Consider the following 23895-nt stretch of genomic DNA (forward strand, 5'->3'; position numbering starts at 1 on the left):
GGGGGCGCGCCAGGACCTGTAGTTGAATGGCCCGGTGTCCAGACGGTCGAAGCCCTCGCGGTTCTGGCCGCTCGTCGCGGTCGTCGTGCTGCTCTTCCTGGTGAACCTGCCGATGGGGCACTTCTGGTGGACCAACCACCGGCTGGACGCGGACGGAGAGGTGGCCACGGCGACCGTCCGCCACGCCAAGGCCCTGGGGACGCGCCACTACGTCGACTTCCAGCTGCCGGCCGAGGTGGACCCGGACCGCACCACGTACTCGGCCGAGGTCACCGAGGCGGCGTACGACCGCGCGACCCGGACGGACACGATCGAGGTCACCTACCTGCCCGGGAAGCCGGCGACGAACCGGGCCGTGGGGTACCGGCCGCCCGGCCGGGTCGGGCTCCTCCTGACCCTGCTCGCCGACCTCGCCATCCTGGGCATGCTGTTCCTGATGTTCTGGGCCCGGCGCCACGACGTCCTCGAGATCGTCGCGACCAAGGACGTCGAGCGCTGCAAGCCCGACGACACGATCGAGGACCTTCCCGATGGTCAGGTGCTGGTCCGCGGCGACGTCCAGGAGATCGAGGACGACCACCTGCTGATGCTCAGCGGTGGCAGGAAGGTGCGGGTCGTCCTCGCCGGCTTCGACAACCCGGTCGGGCACCAGCAACCCGCCCAGGCCCAAGGGCGCCGCGTCCCGCGCCGCTGAGTGCCCGGCCGGGGCGGTGAGACCGCCGGCCGAGTGCGTCAGAGGTCGCGCCGGATCTCGTCGGGGGTCGGTGGCGTCGAGCGCATCAGGTTCATCACGGCGAGGCCGAGGCCTCCCCAGATGACGAGCATGGCCACGAGCATCATGATGATCGCTGTCGAACTCACAGGTTCTCCTCCTCGGGGATCGCGGGGACGGCGAGATTGGTGTCAGGACGCCACTTGACCAACGAGGCGAGGACGCCCAGCAGGATGACGGCCGCGACCACACCCCAGCCGAAGGTGTTGACCATCCAGTCGGGATAGTCGGTGTCGGGCAGGCCGTACTTGGTGTCGAGGGTCTCGCGGAAGTCACTGATCAGGACGAAAGCCAGTGCCAGCGGGGTGAGCACGGCCACCAGGGCGGGCCACCAACCGCGGATCGGGATGGAGCCGCTGTTCTCCAGGTGACCGACGAAGTCGGGGAGGGCGCGCACGATCCACACCAGGACCACCATGCTCACCACCGCGACGAAGAGGATGCCGAACTTGTTGATGAAGTTGTCAACGATGTCGAGCACGTGCAGGGCGCTGGTGGTGGAGAAGAAGAAGACGCTGATCACGGTCGCGGGCACGAGCACGGCCAGCGTGGCGCCGATGCGCGACATCTCGAACTTGTCGCGGATCGCGGAGATGACCACCTCGAGGATGCTCACCAGCGACGTGATGCCGGCCAGGATCAAGGAGGCGAAGAACAGGATGCCGATCAGCACCCCGGCCGGCGCCTCGTTGATGATCGTCGGGAACGCCACGAACGCCAGGCCCGGCCCACCCGCGGCGACGTCCGCGACCTGGAGCCCCTGGGCCTGGGCCATGAAGCCCAGGGCCGAGAAGACGCCGATGCCGCAGAGCAGCTCGAAGCTGGAGTTGGCGAAGCCGACCACCAGGCCGGAGCCGGTCAGGTCGACCTTGCGACCGACGTACGACGAGTAGGTGATCATGATGCCGAAGCCGATGGAGAGCGAGAAGAAGATCTGCGCATAGGCGGCGGCCCAGACGCTGGTGTCGCCCAGCGCGCTCCAGTCGGGGGTGAACAGGGCCTCGAGGCCCTCGGCGGCACCGGGCAGGAACAGCGCCCGCACCACGAGGACCAGGAAGGCCAGCACCAGGATCGGGATGAAGATGACCGAGGTGGCGCCGACGCCCTTCTGCACGCCGAGGGCCATGATCACCAGCACGGCGATCCACACGATGAGGAGCGGGATCAGCAGCCCGGCCACGAAGTCGGTGGTGACACCGTTGGCGGGGTCGCTGGCCTTGAGGAAGTCGCCGCCGAAGAAGGTGCCCGGGTCGTCGCCCCAATCCTTGCCGAACGAGAAGATCGTGTAGCGCAGGGACCAGGCCAGGATCGCGGCGTAGTAGACCGCGATGACGAAGCAGATGCCGACCTGCCACCAGCCGAGCCACTCGGTCCTGCGGTGGGTGCGGGCGAAGGCGAGGGGCGCCGAGCCGCGGGTGCGGTGGCCCATCACGTAGTCGAGCAGCAGGAACGGGATGCCCGCGGTGAGCAGGGCGATGATGTAGGGGACCATGAAGGCCCCGCCGCCGTTGTCGAAGGCTTCCTTGGGGAAGCGCCAGATGTTGCCGAGGCCCACGGCGGAGCCGATCGCGGCGAAGATGAAGACGTTGCGGGAGGAGAAGCCTCCGCGCTTCTTCTCGATGTCAGCCTGGGTGGCGCCTGACGGGGGCGGGCTGGCTGGCGACTGGGTGCTCACTGTGATCCTTCCGGACTCGAATGGGTGGCTCGAGATCGGATCCAGTCTGGCCCGCCACTGTGATCGGCGCCACTTTGCGCCGTACCCGCGGGTTCGTGTAGGAGGGCGCCTCAACCCGCAGCCCCGAGCAGTCCGCAGGCTTCCAGGCGCCAGAAGCTGCGGACTGCTCGGTGCCGCGGGGCCGGTGCAGGCCGGTTCGTCGTACGACGATCAGGCGTCGACCAGCTCGCGGTCCTTGTCGTCATCGTCGTCGGAGACCGACTGCGCGAGGTGCGGGCGGTGCAGGTTCTCACCCTCGACGTCGACGTTCGGCAGGACCCGGTCGAGCCACTTCGGCAGGTACCAGGCCTTGTCGCCGAGCAGATACATCACGGCCGGGATCAACGTCATGCGGACGATGAACGCGTCGAAGATGACCGCGACGGCGAGCGCGAAGCCCATCGACTTGATGATCGGCTCGTCCTGCAGCATGAAGGCGGCGAAGACCGCGGTCATGATCACCGCGGCTGCGGCGACCACGCGGGCGCTGTTGCGGAACCCGTCGATGACGGCCTCCCGCGGGCTGGCGCCGTGCACGTGGGCCTCGCGGATCCGGGTCACCAGGAACACCTGGTAGTCCATCGCCAGCCCGAAGACGACACCGATCAGGAAGATCGGCATGAAGCTGACGATCGGCTGGCCCTCCATGATCCCGAAGGCGCCCTCCTGGAAGACCGCGACCGTGGCGCCCAGCGTGGCCAGCACCGAGAGCAGGAAGCCCAGGGTGGCGGTCAGCGGGACCAGGATGGAGCGGAAGACCAGCATCAGCAGGATGAACGCGAGCCCGATGACGACCGCGAGATAGATCGGCAGGGCGTCGGCCAGACGCTCGGAGATGTCGACCGTGATCGGGGTCAGGCCGGTGACGCCGGTGTCGGCGCCGGTCTCGGCCTCGATGTCGGACTGGGTGTCGCGCAGGTCGGCCAGCAGGTCCTCGGTGGCCGCCTCGTCGGGCCCGGTCTCGGGGGTGAGCATGACGACGGCACCGGTGGGCACCGCCTCCGGGTCGCTCGGGTCGGCGTTGGTGCCGACGACCTGGGCGTTCGCCACGCCGTCGTGCGACGCCGCCCAGCCGACGACCTCACCGATGGCCGCGTTGCGGTCGCCCTCGGTGACGTCGCGGACGTCGACGACGACCTGCATCGGCGCTTCCCGGCCGGGGCCGAAGGCGTCGCTGACCAGGTCGGAGGCCTGGCGCTGGGTGGTGTCCGTCGAGGAGGTGCTGTCGGTCGGGAAGGCGAGGTGCAGGTTCTTCAGCGGGATGGCGAGGGCGCCGAGCGCCACCACCACGATGAGGACGACGGCAACGGGCGCGCGCCCGACCAGGCGGGCCCAGCGCACACCGTTGTTGAGGATCATGCCCTCGTCGTCGCGCTTCGGGTCGTGCTTGCGGACCCGGCCACCGAACGCCTTCGACTTCAGCATGCCGAGCAGCGCCGGCAGCAGGGTCAGGGCGACGAGCACCGCGATGAGCACGGTGCCGGCGGCCGCCATACCCATCGAGGTGAGGAACGGGATCCCGACCACCGAGAGCGCGGCGAGCGCGATCAGCACGGTCAGGCCGGCGAAGACCACGGCCGAGCCGGCGGTGCCGACCGAGATGCCGACCGCCTCCTCGCGGTCGTCGGTGTGGTGCAGCTCGTTGCGGTAGCGGGCCAGGATGAACAGCGCGTAGTCGATGCCGACGGCGAGCCCGATCATCGTGGCGAGCATGGGCGTGGTCGAGCCGATGTCCATGAACGCGGTGGCGGCGGTGATCCCGGTGATGCCCAGGCCGACGCCGATCAGCGCGGTGACGATCGGGAGCCCGGCACCGACGAGCGAGCCGAAGGTGAGGATCAGGACGAGCAGCGCCAGGCCGATGCCGATCAGCTCGGAGGCGCCACCGGGCGGTGCCATGCTGGACATGCCGGAGCCGTTGGCCTCGGCGACCAGGCCGTTGTCGCCTGCCGTGGCCATCGCGTCCTTGACGGCGTCCTGGCTGGCCGGCTCGATGTCCATCGGGGTGTCCACGTCGAACTCGAGCTTGATCAGCCCGGTGCGACCGTCCTCGGAGACGATCGACATGGCGGCGGCGTTGGCCCGGGCGGTCTTCGGGTCCGCGCCGCCGGCCTTGGCCCCCGCGACCAGCTGCTGGTCCTGGATCGGGCCGAGGATCGTCGGGTTGCCGATCGTCGGGGGCTGCTCGCCCTCGGGCTGGGCCTTCTCGAGCTCCTCGATGGTGGCCTCGCGTGCGGCGGCGTACTGCTGGTCGCTGAGGTCGGCGCCGTCCTGCACGACCACGGGCACGGTCTCGTCGGAGATCTGCGGTCCGTCGGCGAGGTCGGTGACCAGGGCGTCGACAGCGCGGGAGTACGTCGGCTCGTCGAGGGTGTGACCCTTCGGTGCCTGGACCACGACGTTGACGCTGGCGTCGTCGAACGGGTCCTGGGCGTTGGGGAAGAGCTCCTTCTGCATGTCGGAGGCCTTCTCCGACGGGATGCCGGGGATGGACATCGAGTCGGTCATCGGCTTGGAGAGGGTGCCGGCGACGGTGCCGACCGCGATCATCGCGATCAGCCAGCCGACGAGGAAGAACGGCCACCGCCGGTAGGCGGTCTTGCCGAGTCGGTAGAGCAGGGTTGCCATGGTGGTGGCTCCTTCGGGAGTGGTGCTTCGGGACGTCTGGGGGTCAGCGGGAGAGCAGGTCGCGCAGGGTGGAGAGTGCTTCGACGAACGCGACGTCGAGCTCGAGGCCGGGGTTGTCGGCGTCGAGGACGTCGTTGAGCGCGACGCCGTAGAGACACGCCACCATCGAGATCAGGAGGCGGGCACGACGGTTTCCGAACGCCTCGCCCTCGCGCCGCACGATGAGGGCTGCGAACTCCTCGGCCAGGCCCTCGAAGCGCTCGTGGGCGGCGGCCATCAGGCGGGGATCGGCCTTGACGATGCGTCGGGCCACCTCCGCCTCGGCGCGGGTGAACTCCTTGGTGCTCACCATGTGCACGAGGATCGAGCAGAGGTCGTCGATGAGATTGCCCTCGGGCCCGCCCCGGGTGAACTCGGTGAGGAGGTCGTCGCGGACCTCGGGCTTGTTGCCCAGGACGGCGTCGAGCTTGCCGGGGAAGTAGTTGAAGACGGTCCGGCGGGACACCCCGGCGGCCTCGGCGAGCTCGTCCATCGTGAATCCGTCGAAGCCGTGCTGGTCGGTGAGCTGCTGCGCGCAGACGGTGATCCGGTGCGCGGTGGTCACCTTGCGCACGGTCAACGAGTTTGCACTTTCGGTCATGAAGTGCAGTTTTGCACTTTGCACCAGCCGAGTGCAATTCGAAGCTGCTGTGATGCTGCCCACCCCGTCGGTGGTTGAGGAGGTTGCGCAGCACGGTCCTGTCGGTGGTTGAGGAGGTTGCGCAGCACGGTCCTGTCGGTGGTTGAGGAGGTTGCGCAGCGCGGTCCCGTCGGTGGTTGAGGAGGTTGCGCAGCGCGGTCCCGTCGGTGGTTGAGGAGGTTGCGCAGCACGGTCCTGTCGGTGGTTGAGGAGGTTGCGCAGCAACCGTCTCGAAACCACGGCCGACTTGCCGGTAACCGACGACGGGGAGGATTGTGGTCGCATGGCAGCCACCGCTTCGTCGTACTCGATCACCATGCGCCTCTACACCGCGCCCGACCACGGGGTGGTGGGAACCGTCGCCACCGAGCTGGCCGAGGCAGGCGGCATCGTCACCGCCATCGACGTCGCGGAGTCGAGCCACGACCGCCTCGTGGTCGACGTCACCTGCTCGGCGGGGGACGAGGAGCACTCCAAGCAGCTCGCCGACGTGGTGCGTGGCATCGCCGGCGTCGAGGTGCACAAGGTCTCCGACCGCACCTTCCTGCTCCACCTCGGCGGCAAGATCGAGGTCACCTCCAAGGTCCCGCTCAAGACCCGTGACGACCTCTCGATGGCCTACACGCCCGGCGTCGGTCGGGTCTCGATGGCGATCCACGAGAACCCCGAGGACGTCACCCGGCTGACCGTCAAGGGGAACTCCGTGGCCGTGGTGACCGACGGTTCCGCGGTGCTCGGCCTGGGCAACATCGGCCCCGGCGCGGCGCTGCCGGTGATGGAGGGCAAGGCGGCCCTGTTCAAGAAGTTCGCCAACATCGACGCCTGGCCGATCTGCCTGGCCACCCAGGACACCGACGAGATCGTCAAGGCGGTCGAGATGATCGCCCCCGGCTTCGGTGGCATCAACCTCGAGGACATCGCCGCTCCGCGCTGCTTCGAGATCGAGGCCCGCCTGCGCGACTCCCTCGACATCCCGGTCTTCCACGACGACCAGCACGGCACCGCGATCGTGGTGCTGGCCGCCCTCACCAACGCCCTGCGCGTCGTCGAGAAGAACATCGCCGACATCCGGATCGTCGTCGCCGGCGGCGGCGCGGCCGGTTCCGCGATCGTCTCGCTGCTGCTCGCCGGCGGCGCCGAGGACGTCGTGGTCTGGGACCGCGAGGGCCTGCTCTGCGGCGACAGCGAGGACCTCTCGCCGGCCAAGCTGGACCTCGCGCGACGCACCAACCCCAACAGCCGGCGCGGCGGCCTGAAGGAGGGCCTCGACGGGGCCGACGTGTTCATCGGCGTCTCCGGGCCCGGCGTGCTCGACCCCGAGTGGATCAAGAGCATGGCCGAGGGCTCGATCGTGTTCGCGCTGGCCAACCCCGACCCGGAGGTCGACCCGGCCGAGGCCGCCAAGCACGCCACCATCGTGGCGTCCGGTCGCTCCGACTACCCCAACCAGATCAACAACGTGCTGGCCTTCCCCGGCGTCTTCCGGGGCCTGCTCGACGCACGGGCCGACGAGGTGACCACCGAGATGCTGCTGCGTGCTGCCGAGGCGATCGCGCACGTGGTGACCGACGACGAGCTGCACCCGAGCTTCATCATCCCGAGCGTCTTCCACCCCGACGTGCCCAAGGCCGTCGCCGCCGCCATCTCGGGCAAGCCGCGCGACTGACCCGGGCCTAGACTCGGGCCATGGCCGGCTCGGAGACACGCATGCTGCTGCTCGGCGCTGTCGCGATGCTCGAGCCCATCAACGGCTACCAGATCCGCCGCGAGCTGGTGTCGTGGGAGATCGACAAGTGGGCCCACGTGAATCCCGGATCGATCTACAACGGGCTGGCCCGGCTGACCGAGCAGGGCTTCCTCAAGCGCCACGACCTGGTCGACGGCGCGCGTGAGGTCGCGGTCTACGAGGCCACCGCGCGCGGGCGTGCCGAGCTGACCCAGCTGATGATCCGCGCCCTGGAGGAGGTCGACCCCTACGACCGGGTCGCCTTCCACGTCGCCTTCGGCATGCTGCCGTTGCTCGACCAGCACCAGGTGCAGACCAGCCTGGAGGCGCGCAAGCGGGCACTCGAGAGGACCCTCGACTCCTTCCCGTCGCCGCGCGACGCGGATCCGTCGTACGGGCCCCCGCACGCCGTACGCGGCCTGATGCTGTGGCGCGACTCGGTGGCCACCGAGCTGGCCTGGTTGAACCAGACGCTGCGCGACGTGCGCTCCGGTGACCTGAAGTTCGCCCAGGGCGAGGACTGGGGCTGGACGCCTCCTGACGACGACCCGGGCTGGCAGATGAACGCGGACCGGGAGAAGTACCGCGCGCTACTCGGCCGCTGAGGGCGAGGGTGCCGCAGCCGCCTCCGTGAACCGGCGCGGCCACCAGAACCGGTCGCCGAGGCGTACGCCGAGCGCCGGCACCAGCACCGTGCGCACCAGCAGCGTGTCGAGCAGGACTCCGACGCAGATCACCACGCCGAGCTGGGCGAGCACCACCAGGGGCAGCACACCGAGCACCGCGAACACCGCGGCCAGCAGGATGCCGGCGCTGGTGATCACGCCACCGGTGGCGGCCAGCGCACGGAGCATCCCCTCGCGGGTGCCGTGGGCGCGGGACTCCTCGCGGGCCCGGGTGACCAGGAAGATGTTGTAGTCGACGCCGAGGGCGACCAGGAACAGGAAGCCGAACAGCACCACGTCCACGTCGAGGGCGTCGAAGCCGAGCAGCCCGGTGAACAACCACCACGAGCTGCCCAGTGCCGCGGCGAACGTGGCCAGGACGGTGGTCACCAGCAGGAGCGGGGCGACGACCGATCGCAGCAGCACCAGCAGGACGCCGAGCACGAGCAGCAGGATCAACGGCAGGAGCAGGCGCTGGTCGCGTTGCGCGCCGGCTTCGGAGTCGATCGCGGTGGCCGCACTGCCGGCGACGTGGGTGTCGTCGTACGTCGTCAACCGGTCGCGCAGCGCCTCGATCGCAGCGGCAGCCGCCGGGCTGGAGGGAGCTGCGTCGAGAACCACGTCGATCTGGCTGATCCCGGCCGCCGAGATGCTCACCCGGGCGGAGGAGACTCCCGTGGTCTCCTCGACGGTGCGCAGCACCTGGTCCGCGTCGGCCCGGGTCAACACCTGCGTGGGGTCGGACGTGCCCGCCGGGAAGGACTCGGCCAGGCGCTCGGAGGCGGAGATCGCCTCGGGCTTGTCGAGGAACTGGTCCGACTGCTTGAGGCCGGTGTCGATGCGGAACAGGCCGGCGGCGAGGACCGCGAGCAGCAGCAGCGTGCCGACGATGAAGGTGCCCGGCCGCGCTGCGACGGTGTCACCGACCCGGCGCCACCAGGAGTGCGTCTCGACCAGGACCTCGTCGCCCCGGTGGGGCACCAACGGCCAGAAGATCCAGCGGCCGAACAGCATGAGGAGCGCGGGCAGGACGACCAGCACGTAGGCGGCGGCCACGACGATGCCGACGGCACAGGCCAGGCCGAGTCCGCGGGTCGTGGGCGTCAGCGACAGCAGCAGGGTCAGCAGCCCGGCCACGACGGTCCCGGCACTGGTGAGCACGGCCTCGGCCGTCCGTCGCAGGGCGAGCGACATCGCCTCGGACCGGTCGTCGTGCACCTTGAGCTCGTCGCGGTAGCGGGAGATCAGCAGGAGGGCGTAGTTGGTGCCGGCGCCGAAGACCAGCACCGACAGGATGCCCACCGTCGACTCGTTCCAGGCGACGTCGAAGGCTGCCATCACCCGGGTGGCGAGCACGGCGGCAAGGCGGTCCGCGAGGCCGACCACGAGCAACGGCACCAGCCACAGCACCGGGCTGCGGTAGGTGATCACCAGGAGCAGCGCGACCACGGAGGCGGTGACCAGCAACAGCTTGGTGTTGGCGCCCTGGAAGACCTGGGCCAAGTCGGCCTCCACGGCCGCGGGCCCGGTGACCTGTGCCGCCACTCCGGCCGGCACCGACCGGTCGAGCTCGTCGCGCAGGTCGGAGACGAAGGCCTCGGTGTCGGTCGCCGAGGCTCCGGTGACCGGCACGACCAGGAGCGCGGCGGTGCCGTCCTCGGACGGCTGCACGCCGGGCCCTCGCTCACCGCTGCCGATCGTGGTGGCCAGGTCGTTCAGCGAGTCCAGGGCCTCTCGGTCCAGCTCACCCCTCTCGGCGGTGAACAGCACGATGGCCACGGACGAGTCGTCGTCGGGGAGGGCGTCGCGGAGCTCGGTGGCCTGCGTGCTGTCCATGCCCCGGGGCAGGTCGTCGGTGGGCCTCTGGCTGCGTCCCCCCTCGCCGACCAGGCCGAGCAGGAGGCCGGCCACGATGAAGCCGAGCAGCACGACTGCCCAGGCACGTCGGGAGCTGGCGAGCCAAGGGGTGCGGGCCATGCGGGATGCCTCTCGTGGATCGGTCGTCGGGTCCGGTCAGTGTGCCTGACGCCCCCAGTCGTGGTCCGGTTGACTGCTCGCGTCGCGAATAATCGCGCGCGCCGGGGGCTGGCGACCTGAGACGCTGGGGCACATGGCCACCGACCTCCCCCTTGCCGAGCACCTCGAGGGACTCCGCTCGGCACTCATCGCCTTCACGAGGTACGCCGACCGCGCCGGCCTGCGCGCCTCCGTCCCGACCACCCCCGACTGGACCGTCCGTCGGCTCGTCGCGCACCAGGGCATGGTGCACCGTTGGGCGACGGCAATCCTGCGTGGCGAGCGCGGTGAGCCCGACCGCTTCCAGCAGGAGGGGCAGGTGGCACCGGATCCGCTCGAGTGGCTGCGCGACGGCGCGATCGACCTCGCCCAGGCGATCCACGCCGCGCCCGACGACCTGGAGGCCCTGGTCTTCCTCGCGGACGCGCCGCCGGCCAAGCTGTTCTGGGCGCGCCGTCAGTGCCACGAGACCACCATCCATGCGGTCGACGCGTTGTCCGCGGCCCTGGGCCGCCACCCCAAGTCAGCGGACACCTGGATCACCGACGCCGTGGCGCTGGACGGCATCGACGAGCTGGTCACCGGGTTCCTCCCGCGCGAGCGCTCGCGGCTGCGGTCCGAGGAACCGATGACGATCGCCGTGCGCCCCGACGGTGCCGCGGCCGGGTGGGAGGTCGAGGTCAGCCCGGCCCCGCCCGTCGCCCGTCGTACGCCGGAACCGCGCGGCGACGTCGAGCTGGCTGGCTCGCCGGTGGCGCTCTACCTGACGCTGTGGAACCGCTCCGACGAGATCGGTGCCCCCGAGCTGTGGCAGGACGCTGCCATCACCTGGAGCTGAGCATGACGACGATCCGCCCTGCTGTGCCCACCGACCACGACGCCGTACGCCGGGTGGTCGACGCCGCCTTCGAGGACACGGCCGTCTCGACGATGGTCAGGGGCATCAGGACCTCGGAGTTCTTCCGGCCCGACCTGGACCTGGTCGCAGTCGCTGATGGTGAGGTGGTCGGGCACGTGATGGTCAGCGGGACGACGCTGCGCGGCGAGGCGGGCGAGCGGACGATCGCGATGCTCACCCCGCTCGCCGTGCGGCCCGACACGCAGCGCCAGGGGATCGGCACGCTCCTCATCGCCGCGGCCCTCGGCGCGGCCGACGACCGAGGGGAACCGTTGGTCGTCCTCGAGGGGAGCCCGGCCTACTACGGCGCCCGTGGGTTCACCTCGTCGGTGGCCCACGGCATCCACATCACGCTGCCCGGGTGGGCGCCGCCCGAGGCGGCCCAGGTGGCGCTGCTGTCGGCGTACGACCCGGAGGATCCCAGCCTGCGCGGGGACGTGGTCTACCCGCCGGCGGTGGCGGCGGTCGCGGACTGAGCCGGGGAATCCCCTCGTGAGCGCTCCGAAACGGACCATTCTCAACGAGAAAGTGGGCCGTTTCGGAGCGCTCACGACGTGGCGTCGACGATGCACCGATGAGTGCTGCTGCCGCGAGTGCGAGAATTCGTTTGTCGCCGGGGTGTTCAATGTTGAACACTCCATCCATTCACGTTTGACCAGTCACGTTTGACCATGCGCTACCGACGAGGGGTTCACCGATGATCCGTGCACGAGGTCTCGTGCAGACCTTCATGACAGGCCAGGGCAAGAACAAGACGCCCGTCCATGCCGTCGACGGCGTCGACATCGACGTGGCCGAGGGCGAGGTGGTCGGCTTCCTCGGGCCCAACGGCGCCGGGAAGACCACCACGTTGCGGATGCTGACCACCTTGCTCAAGCCCACCGCCGGCACCGCGACGGTGGCCGGCTTCGACGTGGCCACCCAGTCGCAGGACGTGCGTCGCAGCATCGGCTACGTCTCCCAGGCCGGGTCCACGTTCTCCAGCGCCATCGCCGGTGACGAGGTGATGGACCACGGCATGCTCTACGGCATGTCGCGTCGCGACGCCGAGCGCAAGGGCAAGGAGCTCTTCGAGCAGCTGGACCTGCCCGGCCTGTGGCGCCGGATGCCGAAGAACATGTCCGGCGGTCAGAAGCGTCGCCTCGACATCGCGATGGGCCTGATCCACGAGCCCAACCTGGTCTTCCTCGACGAGCCGACCACCGGCCTCGACCCGCAGGCCAGGGCCAACCTGTGGGAGCACATCGCCGGACTCCGGGCCGAGCAGGGCGTGACGGTCTTCCTGACCACGCACTACCTCGACGAGGCCGACCACCTGGCCGACCGTATCGTGATCATCGACAAGGGCCGGATCGTGGCCAGCGACACCGCCGACAACCTCAAGGCCCAGGTCTCCGGTGACCTGGTCGACCTCGAGGTGGCCGGAGACGACCAGGTCGTGATCGCCCGCGACAAGCTCGGCTCGATCGCCGAGGGCGTCGAGGTGGAGGGCCGCCACGTGCGCGGCCGCGTCCAGCGGGCAGGCCGGGCCATCCCGGGACTGCTGCGTGACCTCGACACCGGTGGCGTGGCCCTCGACTCGATCGAGGTGCTCCGCCCCACGCTCGACGACGTCTTCCTGACCCTGACCGGCCGCTCCCTCCGCGACGCCGAGGCCGCCGACGAGGGCGCCGAGCCGTCCACCGCCGCCGGCGAACCCACCTCCGAGCTCGAAGGAGCCAACCGATGACCCCGCTGTTCTGGCGTGAGTCGTTCATCGTCTTCCGCCGCCAGATCCGGATGAACCTGCGCAACCCCGCCTGGGTGCTGATCGGCGTGCTGCAGCCGGTGCTCTACCTCATCCTCTTCGGCCCGCTGCTCAAGCCGCTGGTCGCGCAGTTCGACCTGCCCACCGACAACCCCTACACCTTCCTGGTGCCCGGCCTGTTGGTGCAACTGGGCATGTTCGGCGCGTTCTTCGCCGGCTTCGGCCTGATCGCCGAGTGGCGAGAAGGAGTCGTCGAGGCCGAGCGGGTCACCCCCGCCAGCCGCACGGCGCTGCTGGTCGGCCGCCTCATGCGTGACCTGCTGCAGCTGCTCGTGCAGGCGCTGATCCTGATCGGCCTGGGCTACTGGATGGGCATGCGTGCGCCGCTCGGCGGCATCGTCGTCGGGGTGCTGCTCACCCTGTTCGTCGGTGGCGCCTGTGCCGCGGCGTCGAACGCGCTGGCGCTGACCACCAAGAGCGAGGACGTGATGGCGCCGCTGATCAACATGATCATGATGCCCGTGCTCCTGCTGTCGGGGATCATGCTCCCGATGACGCTCGGCCCGAGGTGGCTGGAGGGCATCAGCGACTTCATGCCGTTCCGCTGGATCACCGACGCCGTGCGTGGCACCTTCGTCGGAGACTTCGGCACCAACGAGATGGCGTGGGGCGTGGGCTGGGCTGCCGGTCTCTTCGTGCTGGCGCTGTGGTGGGGCACGTCGGTGTTCCGCAAGGAGAACGCCTGACCGGCCACGTCGGCGCGGGCCAACCCTTGACAGGAGCCTCTTTACAATCCATCCTGTTTTGTAAAGCGACGCCGGTCACAACCCTGAATCGAGCTCCGGCGTGCGGACGAGGAGGCTCGCCATGGCGACCAGGACTGCGGGAACGGTTCCCGAGGGATCCACCGAGCGGTGGAAGGACAAGAAGCGCTACCTCTGGCTGATCGGGCTGGTGGTGCCGTCGCTGGCCTTCGTCGCCTTCGGGATGCACGCGATCACCGGCTGGGGGGTCTGGTTCTGGATCGGTCCCATCGTGATCCTCGCCATCGTGCCGTCGATCGACCTGATCGCCGGACTGGACCGCACGAACCCTCCGGACGACGTGATCGAGGAGCTCGAGAAGGACAGGTACTACCGCTGGATCACCTATCTCTTCCTGCCCATCCAGTACGCCGGGTTCGTCGGCGCGATGTGGCTGGTCAGCGGGGGAAACCCCTTCGGGCTGCTCGACGAGCCGCTCGGCGTGGTCGACAAGATCGGCCTGGCCATCTCGATCGGCTGCATCGGCGGGATCGGGATCAACACCGCCCACGAGCTCGGGCACAAGAAGGAGGCCAACGAGCGCTGGCTGTCGAAGATCGCGCTGGCCCAGAGCTTCTACGGCCACTTCTACATCGAGCACAACCGCGGCCACCACGTGCGCGTGGCCACCCCCGAGGACCCTGCCAGCAGCCGCTTCGGTGAGAGCTTCTACCAGTTCTGGCCGCGCACCGTGATCGGGTCGCTCAGGAGCTCCTGGAACCTGGAGAGGAAGCGGATCGCACGCAAGGGCAAGCACCCGTTCCGGCTCGGCAACGACGTGCTCAACGCCTGGCTGATGTCGGCCGTGCTCTTCGGCGCGATGATCGCGATCTTCGGCATCGGCATCACGCCGTACCTCGTGATCCAGGCGGTCGTCGGCTTCTCGCTGCTCGAGGTGGTCAACTACATGGAGCACTACGGCATGCTGCGCCAGAAGGTCGGTGTCGGCGAGCGGCAGCGCTACGAGCGGGTGCTGCCGAGCCACAGCTGGAACTCCAACAACATCGCCACCAACGTGCTGCTCTACCACCTGCAGCGCCACTCCGACCACCACGCCAACCCGACACGTCGCTACCAGACCCTGAGGGACTTCGAGGAGTCGCCGGTGCTGCCGACCGGGTACGCCGGGATGATCGTCCTCGCGCTGTTCCCGCCGGTCTGGCGCCGGGTGATGGACCCGCGGGTGATCGCCCACTTCGACGGCGACCTGACCCTGGCCAACCTGCAGCCCGGCAAGGAGCGGAAGCTCCTCGAGAAGTACGGCGTGGCGATGGACGAGGCCAAGGAGCGCAGGATCCGCGCCGACGAGGCACTGGCCGCCGCGGCGCTGGCCGTGGACGAGGTGCTCGCCGCCCGCTGTCCGGGCTGTGACTACGTGTACGACGTCGACGCCGGCGACGAGCACGAGGGGTTCGCGGCCGGCACGTCGTGGGCCGACATCCCCGACTCGTGGTGCTGCCCCGACTGCGGCGTGCGCGAGAAGGTCGACTTCGTGCCGATCGACAAGGCTGTGGCGTGATGCGCGAGGACGCCGCGAACGTGAGTCGGGCGGGTGCCGCGACTGTGCGCCCGAGCTGCGAGCGGCACGGGGAGACAGCGTGATGCGCGAGGACGCCGCGAGCGTGAGTCGGGCGCGTGCCGCGACTGTGCGCCCGAGCTGCGAGCGGCACGGGGAGACAGCGTGATGCGGATCGAGGTGGACCGCGACACGTGCGAGGGCCTGGGCATGTGCGAATCCATGGCCCACGAGTTCTTCGAGCTCGACGACGACGACGTCATGCACGTGCTCGACGAGGAGCCGGGCGAGGAGCACCGCAAGCTGCTCACCGCCGCGGTGAGCTCCTGCCCGGTGCTGGCGCTGAGCCTGGTGGGGTGAGGTCCGCTCGGTGAAGGTGGGCGCACTGTCGCGTCCTACTATGGCGCCATGACGTCTGCCTCGGACCTCGATGTTCCGTTCACCACGCGTGACCGGATCATCGAGGCTGCGGCGTCGCTGACCACCCGGCACGGCTGGGCCTGGGTGACCATGACGAAGCTCGCCGACGAGGTGGGGGTCAGCCGGCAGACGGTCTACAACGAGATCGGCAACAAGCCGGCCCTCGCCGAGGCGATGATCCTGCACGAGCTCTCCCGGTTCCTGGAGCTGGTCAACACCGCCTTCGACGACTCTCCGGACGACCTGTTGGGTGCGATCCGGGGTGCGTCGCGCGCGGTGCTCGACTTCGCCCAGGACAACCCACTGCTGCATGCCGTGGTCTCGGCCACGCACGGTGCCGACACCGAGCTGCTGCCCCTGCTGACCACGCACTCGCAGTCCCTGCTCGGGGTCGCGAAGCTGGTGGTGACCGAGCGGGTCGGGCCCTATCGGGTGGCCCTGGAGCCGGCACGCCTCGAGGCGGCGATCGACATGGTCGTCCGGGTCGTGCTCAGCCACGTGATGCAGCCGTCCGCGAGTCCCGACGAGACCTCGCGCGACATCGCCTGGATCGCGGAGCGGGTCCTGCGTTCCTGACGGGCGGCGGGCCTCCGGGAAAAGGTCGGCGCCAGCCCTGTTCCGGGGCCGATCCGCGGGTCTACGCTGATGCCAGAACGGTGCGTATGACGAAATCAGGGTGCACGATGCGCAACAAACTGGATGGTGGAGGCAGGACCCGCAATCAGACGATGCGCCGCCTGCTCGAGCAGGCGCGCTACGAGGTGCTGCCGACGGCATCGACCGAGGAGAAGGTGGTCGAGCACGTTCCCCTGGACCGGGTGATCACCGTGACCGCGTCGCCCAGCAAGGGCCTGGACGCCACGTTCGACCTGGCCGAGCGGCTGACCCGCGCCGGGTACGCCGTCGTACCCCACCTGGCCGCCCGCATGGTCAGCGGGCGCAGTGAGCTCGAGGAGATCTGCGACCGGCTGACCTCGGCCGGCATCAGCCGGATCTTCGTGCCCGGCGGTGACGCCGAGCCCGCCGGCGACTACCCCGACGCCCTGTCGCTGCTGGAGGACATCGTTGCCCTGGGGCGACCGTTCAACCACGTCGGCATCACCGGCTACCCGGAGTCGCACCCGTCGATCAGCGACGACCTGACCGTGCAGGCCATGTGGGACAAGCGGCGCCACGCCACGCACATCGTCAGCAACCTGACCTTCGATCCCGCCGTGATCAAGGTGTGGCTCGAGCGGATGCGGAACCGCGGGGTCACCACCCCGTTGCTGCTCGGCATCCCCGGCCCCGTCGACCGGGCCAAGCTGCTCGGCATGGCCACCCGGATCGGAGTCGGCGAGTCGACCCGGTTCCTGGCCAAGCACAAGGGCACCTTCGCGCGCCTGGCCGCCCCCGGCGGCTTCACCGGCGAGCGCTTCCTGGCCCGGTGCGCCCCGGCCCTGGGCACGCCGACCGCCTTCGTGGAGGGCCTGCACGTGTTCACCTTCAACCAGATCGCCGAGACGGAGGCGTGGCGCACCGACCTGCTGCAGCGACTCTGAGCGGTCCGTGCAGGGCGGTCATTTGGGCAGGAAGTTCGGGGGCCGGATCTTCCGTCCACGCGCAAGCCGTCGGCATACTCAGTGAACTTCCTGCCGATCTGATCGCTCCCGGAGCGAGAGGGCGTCGCAACGAGGGGGGCCAGGTCAGAGCAGGCCGGCCAACGCGTGCTCGAGCCCGGCGTGGCCGGTCGGGACGACGGTCAGCGGCAGCCCGATCCTGGCCGCGGCACCGGAGGCGAGCCGGTGCAGCTCGTCGTCGGGCTGCTGGGCGAGCCACACCACACGGGTGTAGGCGCCGAAGTAGTCCTCACGCAGCTCCGGGTAGCGGTCGAGCCCGAGCTCGCGCACCACCGTGCGCTCGAACGACCGCACCAGGAAGTCGGTCAGCACGTAGGTGCCGGGCTGGTCGGCGAAGAACTCCTCGATCCGGGAGGCGCCGCCGAAGACGTCGTAGCAGTGCAGCCCCGGCAGGCGCTCGAGGCCGAGCTCGGCGCACACCGCGTCGAGGGCGCCGTACGTGCCGCAGTCGGCGTACCCGATCACCACCCGGTCGCCGCGAGCCAGCAGCTCGAGGGCCAGCGCGCGCACCCGGTCGGCAATCAGGTGGGGCTGGTTGTGCAGCAGCGGCGGCAACGGATGCACGTCCAGGGCCCAGTCCCGGCGCTCGGCGATCTCGGCCGCGGGCTGGGCGAGCGCGCCACAGGCGACCAGGGACGTACGCCGCTCAGGACGTCTTGCCGAAGCCGAGCTGCTCGACGAAGCGCTCGTTGAAGTCGGGGCGGTCGGAGAGCTCGACATAGGTCACCTCCTCCACCAGCGTCTGGGCGCCAGCCCGCTCAGGGAGGGAGAGCAGCGCCATCTTGGCGCCCTCGCCCGCGACGTTGCCGGCCGAGACGATCCGCAGCAGGGGCAGCGGGGGCACCAGCCCGATGCGTACGGCGGCCGCGGGGGAGAGGTAGCTGCCGAACGAGCCGGCGAGCAGGACCTGTTGCACGTCGCGGTGCTCGAGCCCGAGCTCGTCGAGCAGGAGCGACCACCCGGTGGAGATCGCGGCCTTGGCGAACTGGAGCTCGCGGACGTCGCGCTGGGAGAGCACGACGCAGTCGGCCGGGTCGGCGTCGGGTGAGGCCCGGTGGAGCACGAAGACTCGTTCCTCGCCGATCCGGGTGAGCCGGTCGGCCAGGCCAGGAGCCACCTCGGCCGCGGCCTCCTCGGGCAGGAAACGGCCCGAGTCGTCGAGCAGCCCGACCCGGACCAGCTCGGCCACCGCATCGACCAGACCGGAGCCACAGAGTCCGCGTGGCGCCACGTCACCGATCACCTGGAGCTCGACCGGGCTGGGGTTTCGAGACGGTCGCTGCCCGACCTCCTCAACCACCGGGGTGGGGGACAGGCGCACCACCTCGATGGCGCCCTCGGCGGCGCGCATCCCGCAACGGATGGCGCCACCCTCGAACGCCGGGCCGGCCGGGGCCGCGGTCGACACGATGGTGTCCCCGTCGCTGAGCACGATCTCGCAGTTGGTGCCGACGTCGATGAAGAGGCGGGTGCGCTTGTCGCGATCCATGCCGGTGGCGAGCATGCCGGAGACGATGTCGCCGCCGACGTACGCCCCCAGCGCGGGGAACATCACGGCCCGCGCGCGGGGGTGGAGCGAGAGCCCGAGGTCGGCGGCGAGCACGGCGGGTGGCAGCGCCGTGGTCATCACGAAGGGGGCGACGCCGATCGGCTCGGGGTCGATGCCCAGGGCCAGGGCGACCATCGTGGCGTTGCCGGCCAGGGCGACCTCGTGGACCGACTCCGGGGCCACGTCACCCTCGCGGCAGACCTGCTCGGCGAGCTCGGCGAGCGTGGCACCGGCGGCCTCCTGCAACCGACCCAGCGCGCGGTCGTCCATCATCGTCGCGCTGATCCGGCTGATCACGTCGCCACCGAAGGGTTGCTGCTTGTTGAGCATCGACGCCACGGCGACCGGGGTCCCGGTGGTCAGGTCGAGCAGCGTGGCCACGACCGTGGTGGTGCCGAGGTCGAAGGCGATCGCGTGCCGCTGGCCGGTGGTGTCGCCGGGCTCGACCTCGATCAGTGCCTCGTCGACGATGACCGCGGTCACCTTGAAGTCCGCGGACCGGAGCACCCTCGGCAGGCGACGGAGCACGTGCAGGTCGGGGGACGGGGCCAGGTCGGTGATCGCGTCGAGCAGCCGCACGACGTCGCTGCGCTGGTCGGCGAGGGTCGGCTCCTCGAGCTCGACGTACCGCTTCTGGACGGCCGGACGCAGGATCACCTGCCGACCCACGCCCACCGTGGCGGCCTTGGGGCGGGTGGTCAGCGGTGGAACGAAGACCGCGAGGTCGCGGGTGGCGGGAACCAGGCAGGCGAGTCGCCAACCCGCGTCGAGCTGCTCAGGGCTGAAGGTGCGTACGTCGTGACGCGTCGTCGGCGCCGGTCCCTCGACGCGCACCCGGCACTTGTGGCAGGTGCCGTGGCCGCCGCAGGTCGAGTCGATCGCGATCCCGTTCCAGGACGCGGAGTCGAAGACGCTGACCCCCGGCGGCACCCGGACCGTCTTCTGGGTCTCCGTGCTTCCAGCCGTGGTGCCGGTGACGGGTCCGGTCTCGATGGTGAACGAGAGTGTCACCCGGCCGACTCCGTCGTGGGGTGGGAAGTCGGTGCCGGGCGCCTCGAGCAGGCCCTCGCGCTGCATCCTGACGACGGAGATGTCCGGGGGCTCCGCGTCCGCGGGGAGGCCCTGGTCGTCGGGGAGGCCCGGCTCGACGGTCACGCCGACTCGTCCCTCCTGGCGCGGTGGGCCGCGATCCAGGCCGTGCCCCACTCGTCGTGGTCGAGCAAGAGGTCGGCGGCCTTGACCGCGTCGACGATCTGGGGAGTGCGTGCGTCCATGATCGCGCTGGTCAGCCCGGAGAGCATCGCCATCGGCAGGAACGTCGCCCCGAGCGTGTGCCGGTCGGGCATGCCGAAGGAGACGTTGGAGGCACCGCAGGTCATGTTCACGCCGAAGTCGTGACGGATCCGGCGCATCGTCTCCAGCGTGGTCATCAGGGTGGAGGTGTCGGCACCGATCGGCATCGCCAGCGGGTCGATGACGATGTCGGCGGCGGCAATGCCGTATTCCGTGGTGGCGACCCGGATGATCTTCTCGGTCAGCTCGAGCCGCTTCTCCACCTCCATCGGGATCTCGTGCTCGTCGTTGGGCAACGCGATGACCGCGGCGTCGTGCTTCTTGACCAACGGCAGGATCTGCTCCAGCCGCTCGTCCTCCGCGGTCACGGAGTTGACCAGGGCCCGTCCCTCGTATGCCGCGAGGCCGGCCTCGAGCGCCTCGACCACACTGGAGTCGATGCAGACGGGAAGGTCGGTGAGGCCCTGCACCATGCGGATCGCGCGGACCAGCAGGTCGGCCTCGTCGGTCAGCGGCACGCCCATGTTGATGTCGAGCACGTCGGCGCCGCCGGCCACCTGCGCCTGCACGTCGCGCTCGATCGCGGACAGGTCGCCCGCGCGCAGCTGCTCCTGGAAGATGCGGCGACCGGTCGGGTTGATCCGTTCACCGATCAGGCAGAAGCGTCGTCCGTGGCCGATGACGACCTCCCGGCTCGCGGAGCGCAGGACGGTCTCGAGCGGAGCGGCCGGCGAGCTCATGCGATGCTCCCGGGCACACCGCAGCGCGGCGAGGAGTTGTCCGGGGGGTTCATGCGGGCACCTTCGAGCGACGGTCGCTGATCAGGGCCTTGGCCTTCTTCACGCAGGCCGAGGCGTCGGGCGCGTAGCCGTCGGCGCCGACCGCGTCGGCGTACTCCTGGGTGACCGGCGCGCCGCCGACCATCACGATCACGCTGTCGCGCACGCCGGACTTCTCGAGCGCGTTCATGTTGGCCTTGAACATCGGCATCGTGGTGGTCAGGAACGCGGAGAACCCGACGATGTCGGGCTGGTGCTCCTCGATCGCGGCGACGAACTTCTCCGGAGCGACCTGGACGCCGAGGTCGATCACCTCGAAGCCGGCACCCTCGAGCATGATGTTGACCAGGTTCTTGCCGATGTCGTGCACGTCGCCCTTGACCGTGCCCATCAGGAACTTGCCGATCGTCTCGACCCCGGTCTCGGCGAGGAGGGGCCGCAGCAGCTCCATCGCCCCGGCCATCGCCCGCCCGGCGATCAGCATCTCGGGCACGAAGAAGTCACCGCGCTCGAAGCGGGCGCCCACCTCCTCGAGCGACGGGATCAGCGCATCGAAGAGCAGGGTCTGGGGTTCCATGTCGAGCTCGAGACCCTTGTTGGTGAGCTCGAGGACGTGGGGGGCGTTGCCGACGAGGGTGTCGTCGTAGAGGCCCTGGAGGATCTCTTCGGGCGTCATTTCCGGGGAGGTCATGCCACCGTCTCCTTTCGGGTTCGCCGTCGGAGCAGCACGGAGAGCTGGTCCGCCCGGTCGATCAGGGTGTGCCCGACGTCGTCGAGCCGGCTTCGCAGCCGTTGGGTGGGTCCCGAGATCCCGAGTGCGGCGATCACCGCGCCGTCGACCCCGCGCACGGGGACGGCCAGGCCGGTCAGGCCGATCTCCAGCTCGTCGACGGTCGTCGCGAAGCCGCGCCGCCGGGCCTTGTCGAGGTGGTCGCGCAGCTCGGCGAGGTCGGTGACCGTGTGCTCGGTCAGCTGCTCCAGCCGGCCGGTCGGCAGGTCGAGGACGCCGTGGGCGTAGAGGACCTTGCCCAGCGCGGAGCAGTGCGCGGGCACCTCGACCTCGGTCCAGTCACGGGTGCCGAGCATGTACGCCGTGTCGACCTGGGCGACCTGCACCACCCGGTCCCCACGAGGAACCGCGAGGTTGACGGTCTCGAGGCTGTCCTTGCCGACCTTCTCCATGGTCGGCCGGGCCAGGCGCACCAGCTCCTCCCACGGGTCGTGCCGGGTGGCGTAGAGCCAGAACAGCGGGCCCGCGACGTAGGAACCGTCGACCGTGCGCTCGAGCAGCTCGGTGCGCTCGAGGGCGGTGAGCAGCCGTGAGGTGGTCGACTTCGGCAGGCCGCACTCCTCGAAGAGGTCGACGAAGCTCAGCGGCTCGTCCGCCTCCACCACCGTCCGGATCAACGCGGCCGCCCGGTCGAGGGCCTGGGTCCCGGTGGCGGGCTCACTGCGGGTGGTGCTCACTGCTGTCGTCCTCGCGTCCTGCCGGCGTCGAGAGTTCCATATTGTGGAACTCCATTTCCATAATATGAGGTTAGGATCTCAACAAGGCCAAGGTCAAGGGCGACACAGGAGGAAGCATGTTCAGGAACCAGATGCCCCGCTACGACGTGCTCTCGGCTGACGCCATGGCCACTCTCGACGGTGGCTGGCGTCGCATCCTCACCGAGATCGGTGTGGAGTTCATGGACGATCGGGCGCTGGAGCTCTTCCGTGCGGCCGGGCAGAAGGTCGAGGAGAACACGGTCTTCCTCGACCCGGAGTTCGTGCTGGCCCAGGTGGCCAAGGCGCCGGCCGAGTTCGACCTCCAGGCGCGCAACCCGGAGAACTACGTGCACATCGGCGGCGACTCGATGGCGTTCGCGGCCGTCTACGGTCCCCCGTTCGTGCGCGAGGGCGACGTACGCCGCGACGCGACGATGGCCGACTTCCGCAGCTTCAGCCGGTTGGCGCAGGCCTTCCCGGTGCTCGACTCGGCGGGCGGTGTGATCTGCGAGCCCAACGACACCCCGCTCGACAGCCGACACCTCGACATGACCTTGGCCCTGCTCACCGAGACCGACAAGGTCTTCATGGGCAACGTCGTCTCCGCGGTCAACGCGCGCGACGTGCTGGCGATGTGCGACATCGTGTTCGGCTCGCGGGAGGCGATCGAGCAGACGCCGGCCACGATCTCGCTGATCAACTGCAACTCGCCGCTGCACTGGGACGACCGCATGCTGGAGTCGATGTTCGAGTACGTCTCCGCCGGGCAGCCGGTCATCCTCACCCCCTTCCTGCTGATGGGGGCGATGTCGCCGGTGACCGTGCCAGCGGCGCTGGTGCAGCAGATCGCCGAGGCGCTCTCGGGAATCGCGCTGGCGCAGCTGATCCGCCCCGGCACGCCGGTGGTCTTCGGCTCGTTCCTCTCCAACATCGACATGCAGTCCGGCTCACCCACCTTCGGCACCCCCGAGTCCGGGATCGGGCTGCTGTGCACCGGCCAGGTCGCCCGCCACTTCGGGCTGCCCTTCCGCACCGGCGGTGGCCTCACCTCGTCCCAGGTCCCGGACGCGCAGGCCGGCTACGAGGCACTGATGACCATGCTGCCGACGTTCCTGGCCGGGGCCAACTGGGTGATGCACGCCGCCGGCTGGCTGGAGGGCGGGCTGGTCTCGGGCTACGAGAAGTTCATCGTCGACACCGAGATCCTGCAGATGCTCCAGGCCGAGTTCACCCCGCTCGAGATTGACGAGGCGTCGTTGGCCTTCGACGCCCACCAGGAGGTCGGGCACGGTGGCCACTTCCTGGGAGCGGCGCACACCATGGAACGCTTCCGCACCTGCTTCTACCGCCCGATGCTCTCCTCGTCGGAGAACTTCGAGCGGTGGACGCGCGGTGGCGGGCTCGACACCGCTGCACGTGCGGGGGAGATCTGGCGGACCAAGCTCGAGGAGTTCTCGCCGCCCGCGCTCGATGACGGCGTACGCCTGGAGCTGGAGGAGTTCGTGACCCGCCGCCGCAAGGAGCTCGGCGACTGAGCACGCCTGCCGGTCATTTGGGCAGGAAGTTCAAGGTCTGGACCTGCC

Annotated in this window: 22 protein-coding genes; 12 read left to right on the top strand and 10 right to left on the bottom strand. The window is 69.8% G+C overall.

Features of this window, described 5'->3' with window-relative positions:
* The first annotated feature begins 34 nt into the window (after positions 1–34).
* Positions 35–694: a hypothetical protein gene (locus ncot_RS00230; protein ID WP_168615788.1), complete on the top strand. Its 660-nt coding sequence runs from the start codon at positions 35–37 to the stop codon at positions 692–694.
* Between the two features lie 38 nt (positions 695–732).
* On the opposite strand, the gene ncot_RS00235 is transcribed toward ncot_RS00230, so the two are convergent.
* The 4 genes from ncot_RS00235 to ncot_RS00250 form a co-directional block, all read right to left on the bottom strand.
* The gene (locus tag ncot_RS00235; protein ID WP_168615789.1) at positions 733–861 is read right to left on the bottom strand and encodes a methionine/alanine import family NSS transporter small subunit; all 129 of its coding nucleotides are present in this window, start codon (positions 859–861) and stop codon (positions 733–735) included.
* Positions 858–2447 (bottom strand): sodium-dependent transporter, encoded by a 1590-nt coding sequence (locus tag ncot_RS00240; RefSeq protein ID WP_206065058.1) that lies wholly within the window; start codon positions 2445–2447, stop codon positions 858–860. The genes ncot_RS00235 and ncot_RS00240 overlap by 4 nt, the downstream gene beginning before the upstream one ends.
* Before the next feature lie 210 nt (positions 2448–2657).
* Entirely contained in the window at positions 2658–5114 is a 2457-nt protein-coding gene (locus ncot_RS00245) for an MMPL family transporter (RefSeq protein WP_168615790.1), read from the bottom strand.
* A gap of 43 nt (positions 5115–5157) precedes the next feature.
* Positions 5158–5754 carry a TetR family transcriptional regulator gene (locus ncot_RS00250; RefSeq protein WP_168615791.1) on the bottom strand — a complete coding sequence of 199 codons (597 nt, stop codon included), beginning with the start codon at positions 5752–5754 and terminating at the stop codon, positions 5158–5160.
* A 322-nt stretch (positions 5755–6076) separates the two neighbouring features.
* Here ncot_RS00250 and ncot_RS00255 point away from each other — a divergent pair, with 322 nt between their 5' ends.
* Entirely contained in the window at positions 6077–7459 is a 1383-nt protein-coding gene (locus tag ncot_RS00255) for an NAD-dependent malic enzyme (protein ID WP_168615792.1), read from the top strand.
* A gap of 20 nt (positions 7460–7479) precedes the next feature.
* Complete coding sequence (locus ncot_RS00260) at positions 7480–8124, top strand: PadR family transcriptional regulator (RefSeq protein WP_240937995.1); 645 nt, start codon at positions 7480–7482, stop codon at positions 8122–8124.
* Here the strand turns inward: ncot_RS00260 and ncot_RS00265 are convergent.
* Positions 8110–10161 carry an MMPL family transporter gene (locus ncot_RS00265; RefSeq protein WP_168615793.1) on the bottom strand — a complete coding sequence of 684 codons (2052 nt, stop codon included), beginning with the start codon at positions 10159–10161 and terminating at the stop codon, positions 8110–8112. The two genes, ncot_RS00260 and ncot_RS00265, sit on opposite strands and share 15 nt — an antisense overlap.
* A gap of 133 nt (positions 10162–10294) precedes the next feature.
* Between ncot_RS00265 and ncot_RS00270 the strand changes: the two genes are divergently transcribed.
* The 8 genes from ncot_RS00270 (at position 10295) to ncot_RS00305 (ending at position 17125) form a co-directional block, all read left to right on the top strand.
* Positions 10295–11038, top strand: a complete 744-nt coding sequence (locus ncot_RS00270) for a maleylpyruvate isomerase N-terminal domain-containing protein (protein ID WP_168615794.1) — start codon at positions 10295–10297, stop codon at positions 11036–11038.
* 2 nt (positions 11039–11040) lie between these two features.
* Positions 11041–11574, top strand: coding sequence for an N-acetyltransferase (locus ncot_RS00275; protein ID WP_168615795.1), 534 nt, complete (start codon positions 11041–11043; stop codon positions 11572–11574).
* Between the two features lie 221 nt (positions 11575–11795).
* A complete protein-coding gene (locus ncot_RS00280) occupies positions 11796–12827 on the top strand; it encodes an ATP-binding cassette domain-containing protein (RefSeq protein ID WP_168615796.1) in 1032 nt (343 codons plus the stop codon).
* Positions 12824–13591 carry an ABC transporter permease gene (locus ncot_RS00285; RefSeq protein WP_168615797.1) on the top strand — a complete coding sequence of 256 codons (768 nt, stop codon included), beginning with the start codon at positions 12824–12826 and terminating at the stop codon, positions 13589–13591. Before ncot_RS00280 ends, ncot_RS00285 begins: the two co-directional genes overlap by 4 nt.
* A gap of 121 nt (positions 13592–13712) precedes the next feature.
* The gene (locus tag ncot_RS19780) at positions 13713–15167 is read left to right on the top strand and encodes a fatty acid desaturase (RefSeq protein ID WP_168615798.1); all 1455 of its coding nucleotides are present in this window, start codon (positions 13713–13715) and stop codon (positions 15165–15167) included.
* Between the two features lie 165 nt (positions 15168–15332).
* Positions 15333–15524 (top strand): ferredoxin, encoded by a 192-nt coding sequence (locus ncot_RS00295; RefSeq protein WP_168615799.1) that lies wholly within the window; start codon positions 15333–15335, stop codon positions 15522–15524.
* 48 nt (positions 15525–15572) lie between these two features.
* A complete protein-coding gene (locus ncot_RS00300) occupies positions 15573–16160 on the top strand; it encodes a TetR family transcriptional regulator (protein ID WP_168615800.1) in 588 nt (195 codons plus the stop codon).
* A gap of 107 nt (positions 16161–16267) precedes the next feature.
* A complete protein-coding gene (locus tag ncot_RS00305) occupies positions 16268–17125 on the top strand; it encodes a methylenetetrahydrofolate reductase (RefSeq protein ID WP_168615801.1) in 858 nt (285 codons plus the stop codon).
* 144 nt (positions 17126–17269) lie between these two features.
* Here ncot_RS00305 and ncot_RS00310 read toward each other — a convergent pair whose 3' ends face one another.
* Genes ncot_RS00310 through ncot_RS00330 form a run of 5 tightly spaced genes read right to left on the bottom strand, consistent with a single transcriptional unit; the run spans position 17270 to position 22291 of the window.
* Positions 17270–17923: a DUF1638 domain-containing protein gene (locus ncot_RS00310; protein ID WP_168615802.1), complete on the bottom strand. Its 654-nt coding sequence runs from the start codon at positions 17921–17923 to the stop codon at positions 17270–17272.
* Entirely contained in the window at positions 17850–19907 is a 2058-nt protein-coding gene (locus ncot_RS00315; RefSeq protein WP_206065059.1) for an ASKHA domain-containing protein, read from the bottom strand. The genes ncot_RS00310 and ncot_RS00315 overlap by 74 nt, the downstream gene beginning before the upstream one ends.
* The gene (locus ncot_RS00320; RefSeq protein ID WP_168615803.1) at positions 19904–20785 is read right to left on the bottom strand and encodes a dihydropteroate synthase; all 882 of its coding nucleotides are present in this window, start codon (positions 20783–20785) and stop codon (positions 19904–19906) included. Before ncot_RS00320 ends, ncot_RS00315 begins: the two co-directional genes overlap by 4 nt.
* 49 nt (positions 20786–20834) lie before the next feature.
* Positions 20835–21515 (bottom strand): corrinoid protein, encoded by a 681-nt coding sequence (locus ncot_RS00325; RefSeq protein WP_206065060.1) that lies wholly within the window; start codon positions 21513–21515, stop codon positions 20835–20837.
* Positions 21512–22291 carry an IclR family transcriptional regulator gene (locus ncot_RS00330; RefSeq protein ID WP_168615804.1) on the bottom strand — a complete coding sequence of 260 codons (780 nt, stop codon included), beginning with the start codon at positions 22289–22291 and terminating at the stop codon, positions 21512–21514. Before ncot_RS00330 ends, ncot_RS00325 begins: the two co-directional genes overlap by 4 nt.
* Positions 22292–22407: 116 nt before the next feature.
* Here ncot_RS00330 and ncot_RS00335 point away from each other — a divergent pair, with 116 nt between their 5' ends.
* The gene (locus ncot_RS00335; protein ID WP_168615805.1) at positions 22408–23847 is read left to right on the top strand and encodes a trimethylamine methyltransferase family protein; all 1440 of its coding nucleotides are present in this window, start codon (positions 22408–22410) and stop codon (positions 23845–23847) included.
* Positions 23848–23895 lie beyond the last annotated feature (48 nt).

The organism is Nocardioides sp. JQ2195 (assembly GCF_012272695.1).
Taxonomy (GTDB): Bacteria; Actinomycetota; Actinomycetes; order Propionibacteriales; family Nocardioidaceae; genus Nocardioides.

What these genes read in the sequence shown, in the direction of transcription:
- ncot_RS00280 (WP_168615796.1), top strand. Translation starts at nt 11,796, where the DNA reads ATGATCCGTGCACGAGGTCTCGTGCAGACCTTCATGACAGGCCAGGGC.
- ncot_RS00275 (WP_168615795.1), top strand. Translation starts at nt 11,041, where the DNA reads ATGACGACGATCCGCCCTGCTGTGCCCACCGACCACGACGCCGTACGC.
- ncot_RS00325 (WP_206065060.1), bottom strand. Translation starts at nt 21,515, where the DNA reads ATGACCTCCCCGGAAATGACGCCCGAAGAGATCCTCCAGGGCCTCTAC.
- ncot_RS00335 (WP_168615805.1), top strand. Translation starts at nt 22,408, where the DNA reads ATGTTCAGGAACCAGATGCCCCGCTACGACGTGCTCTCGGCTGACGCC.
- ncot_RS00320 (WP_168615803.1), bottom strand. Translation starts at nt 20,785, where the DNA reads ATGAGCTCGCCGGCCGCTCCGCTCGAGACCGTCCTGCGCTCCGCGAGC.
- ncot_RS00265 (WP_168615793.1), bottom strand. Translation starts at nt 10,161, where the DNA reads ATGGCCCGCACCCCTTGGCTCGCCAGCTCCCGACGTGCCTGGGCAGTC.
- ncot_RS19780 (WP_168615798.1), top strand. Translation starts at nt 13,713, where the DNA reads ATGGCGACCAGGACTGCGGGAACGGTTCCCGAGGGATCCACCGAGCGG.
- ncot_RS00250 (WP_168615791.1), bottom strand. Translation starts at nt 5,754, where the DNA reads ATGACCGAAAGTGCAAACTCGTTGACCGTGCGCAAGGTGACCACCGCG.
- ncot_RS00285 (WP_168615797.1), top strand. Translation starts at nt 12,824, where the DNA reads ATGACCCCGCTGTTCTGGCGTGAGTCGTTCATCGTCTTCCGCCGCCAG.
- ncot_RS00255 (WP_168615792.1), top strand. Translation starts at nt 6,077, where the DNA reads ATGGCAGCCACCGCTTCGTCGTACTCGATCACCATGCGCCTCTACACC.
- ncot_RS00300 (WP_168615800.1), top strand. Translation starts at nt 15,573, where the DNA reads ATGACGTCTGCCTCGGACCTCGATGTTCCGTTCACCACGCGTGACCGG.
- ncot_RS00245 (WP_168615790.1), bottom strand. Translation starts at nt 5,114, where the DNA reads ATGGCAACCCTGCTCTACCGACTCGGCAAGACCGCCTACCGGCGGTGG.
- ncot_RS00270 (WP_168615794.1), top strand. Translation starts at nt 10,295, where the DNA reads ATGGCCACCGACCTCCCCCTTGCCGAGCACCTCGAGGGACTCCGCTCG.
- ncot_RS00295 (WP_168615799.1), top strand. Translation starts at nt 15,333, where the DNA reads ATGCGGATCGAGGTGGACCGCGACACGTGCGAGGGCCTGGGCATGTGC.
- ncot_RS00260 (WP_240937995.1), top strand. Translation starts at nt 7,480, where the DNA reads ATGGCCGGCTCGGAGACACGCATGCTGCTGCTCGGCGCTGTCGCGATG.
- ncot_RS00310 (WP_168615802.1), bottom strand. Translation starts at nt 17,923, where the DNA reads ATGTCGAGCTCTCCGACCGCCCCGACTTCAACGAGCGCTTCGTCGAGC.
- ncot_RS00305 (WP_168615801.1), top strand. Translation starts at nt 16,268, where the DNA reads ATGCGCAACAAACTGGATGGTGGAGGCAGGACCCGCAATCAGACGATG.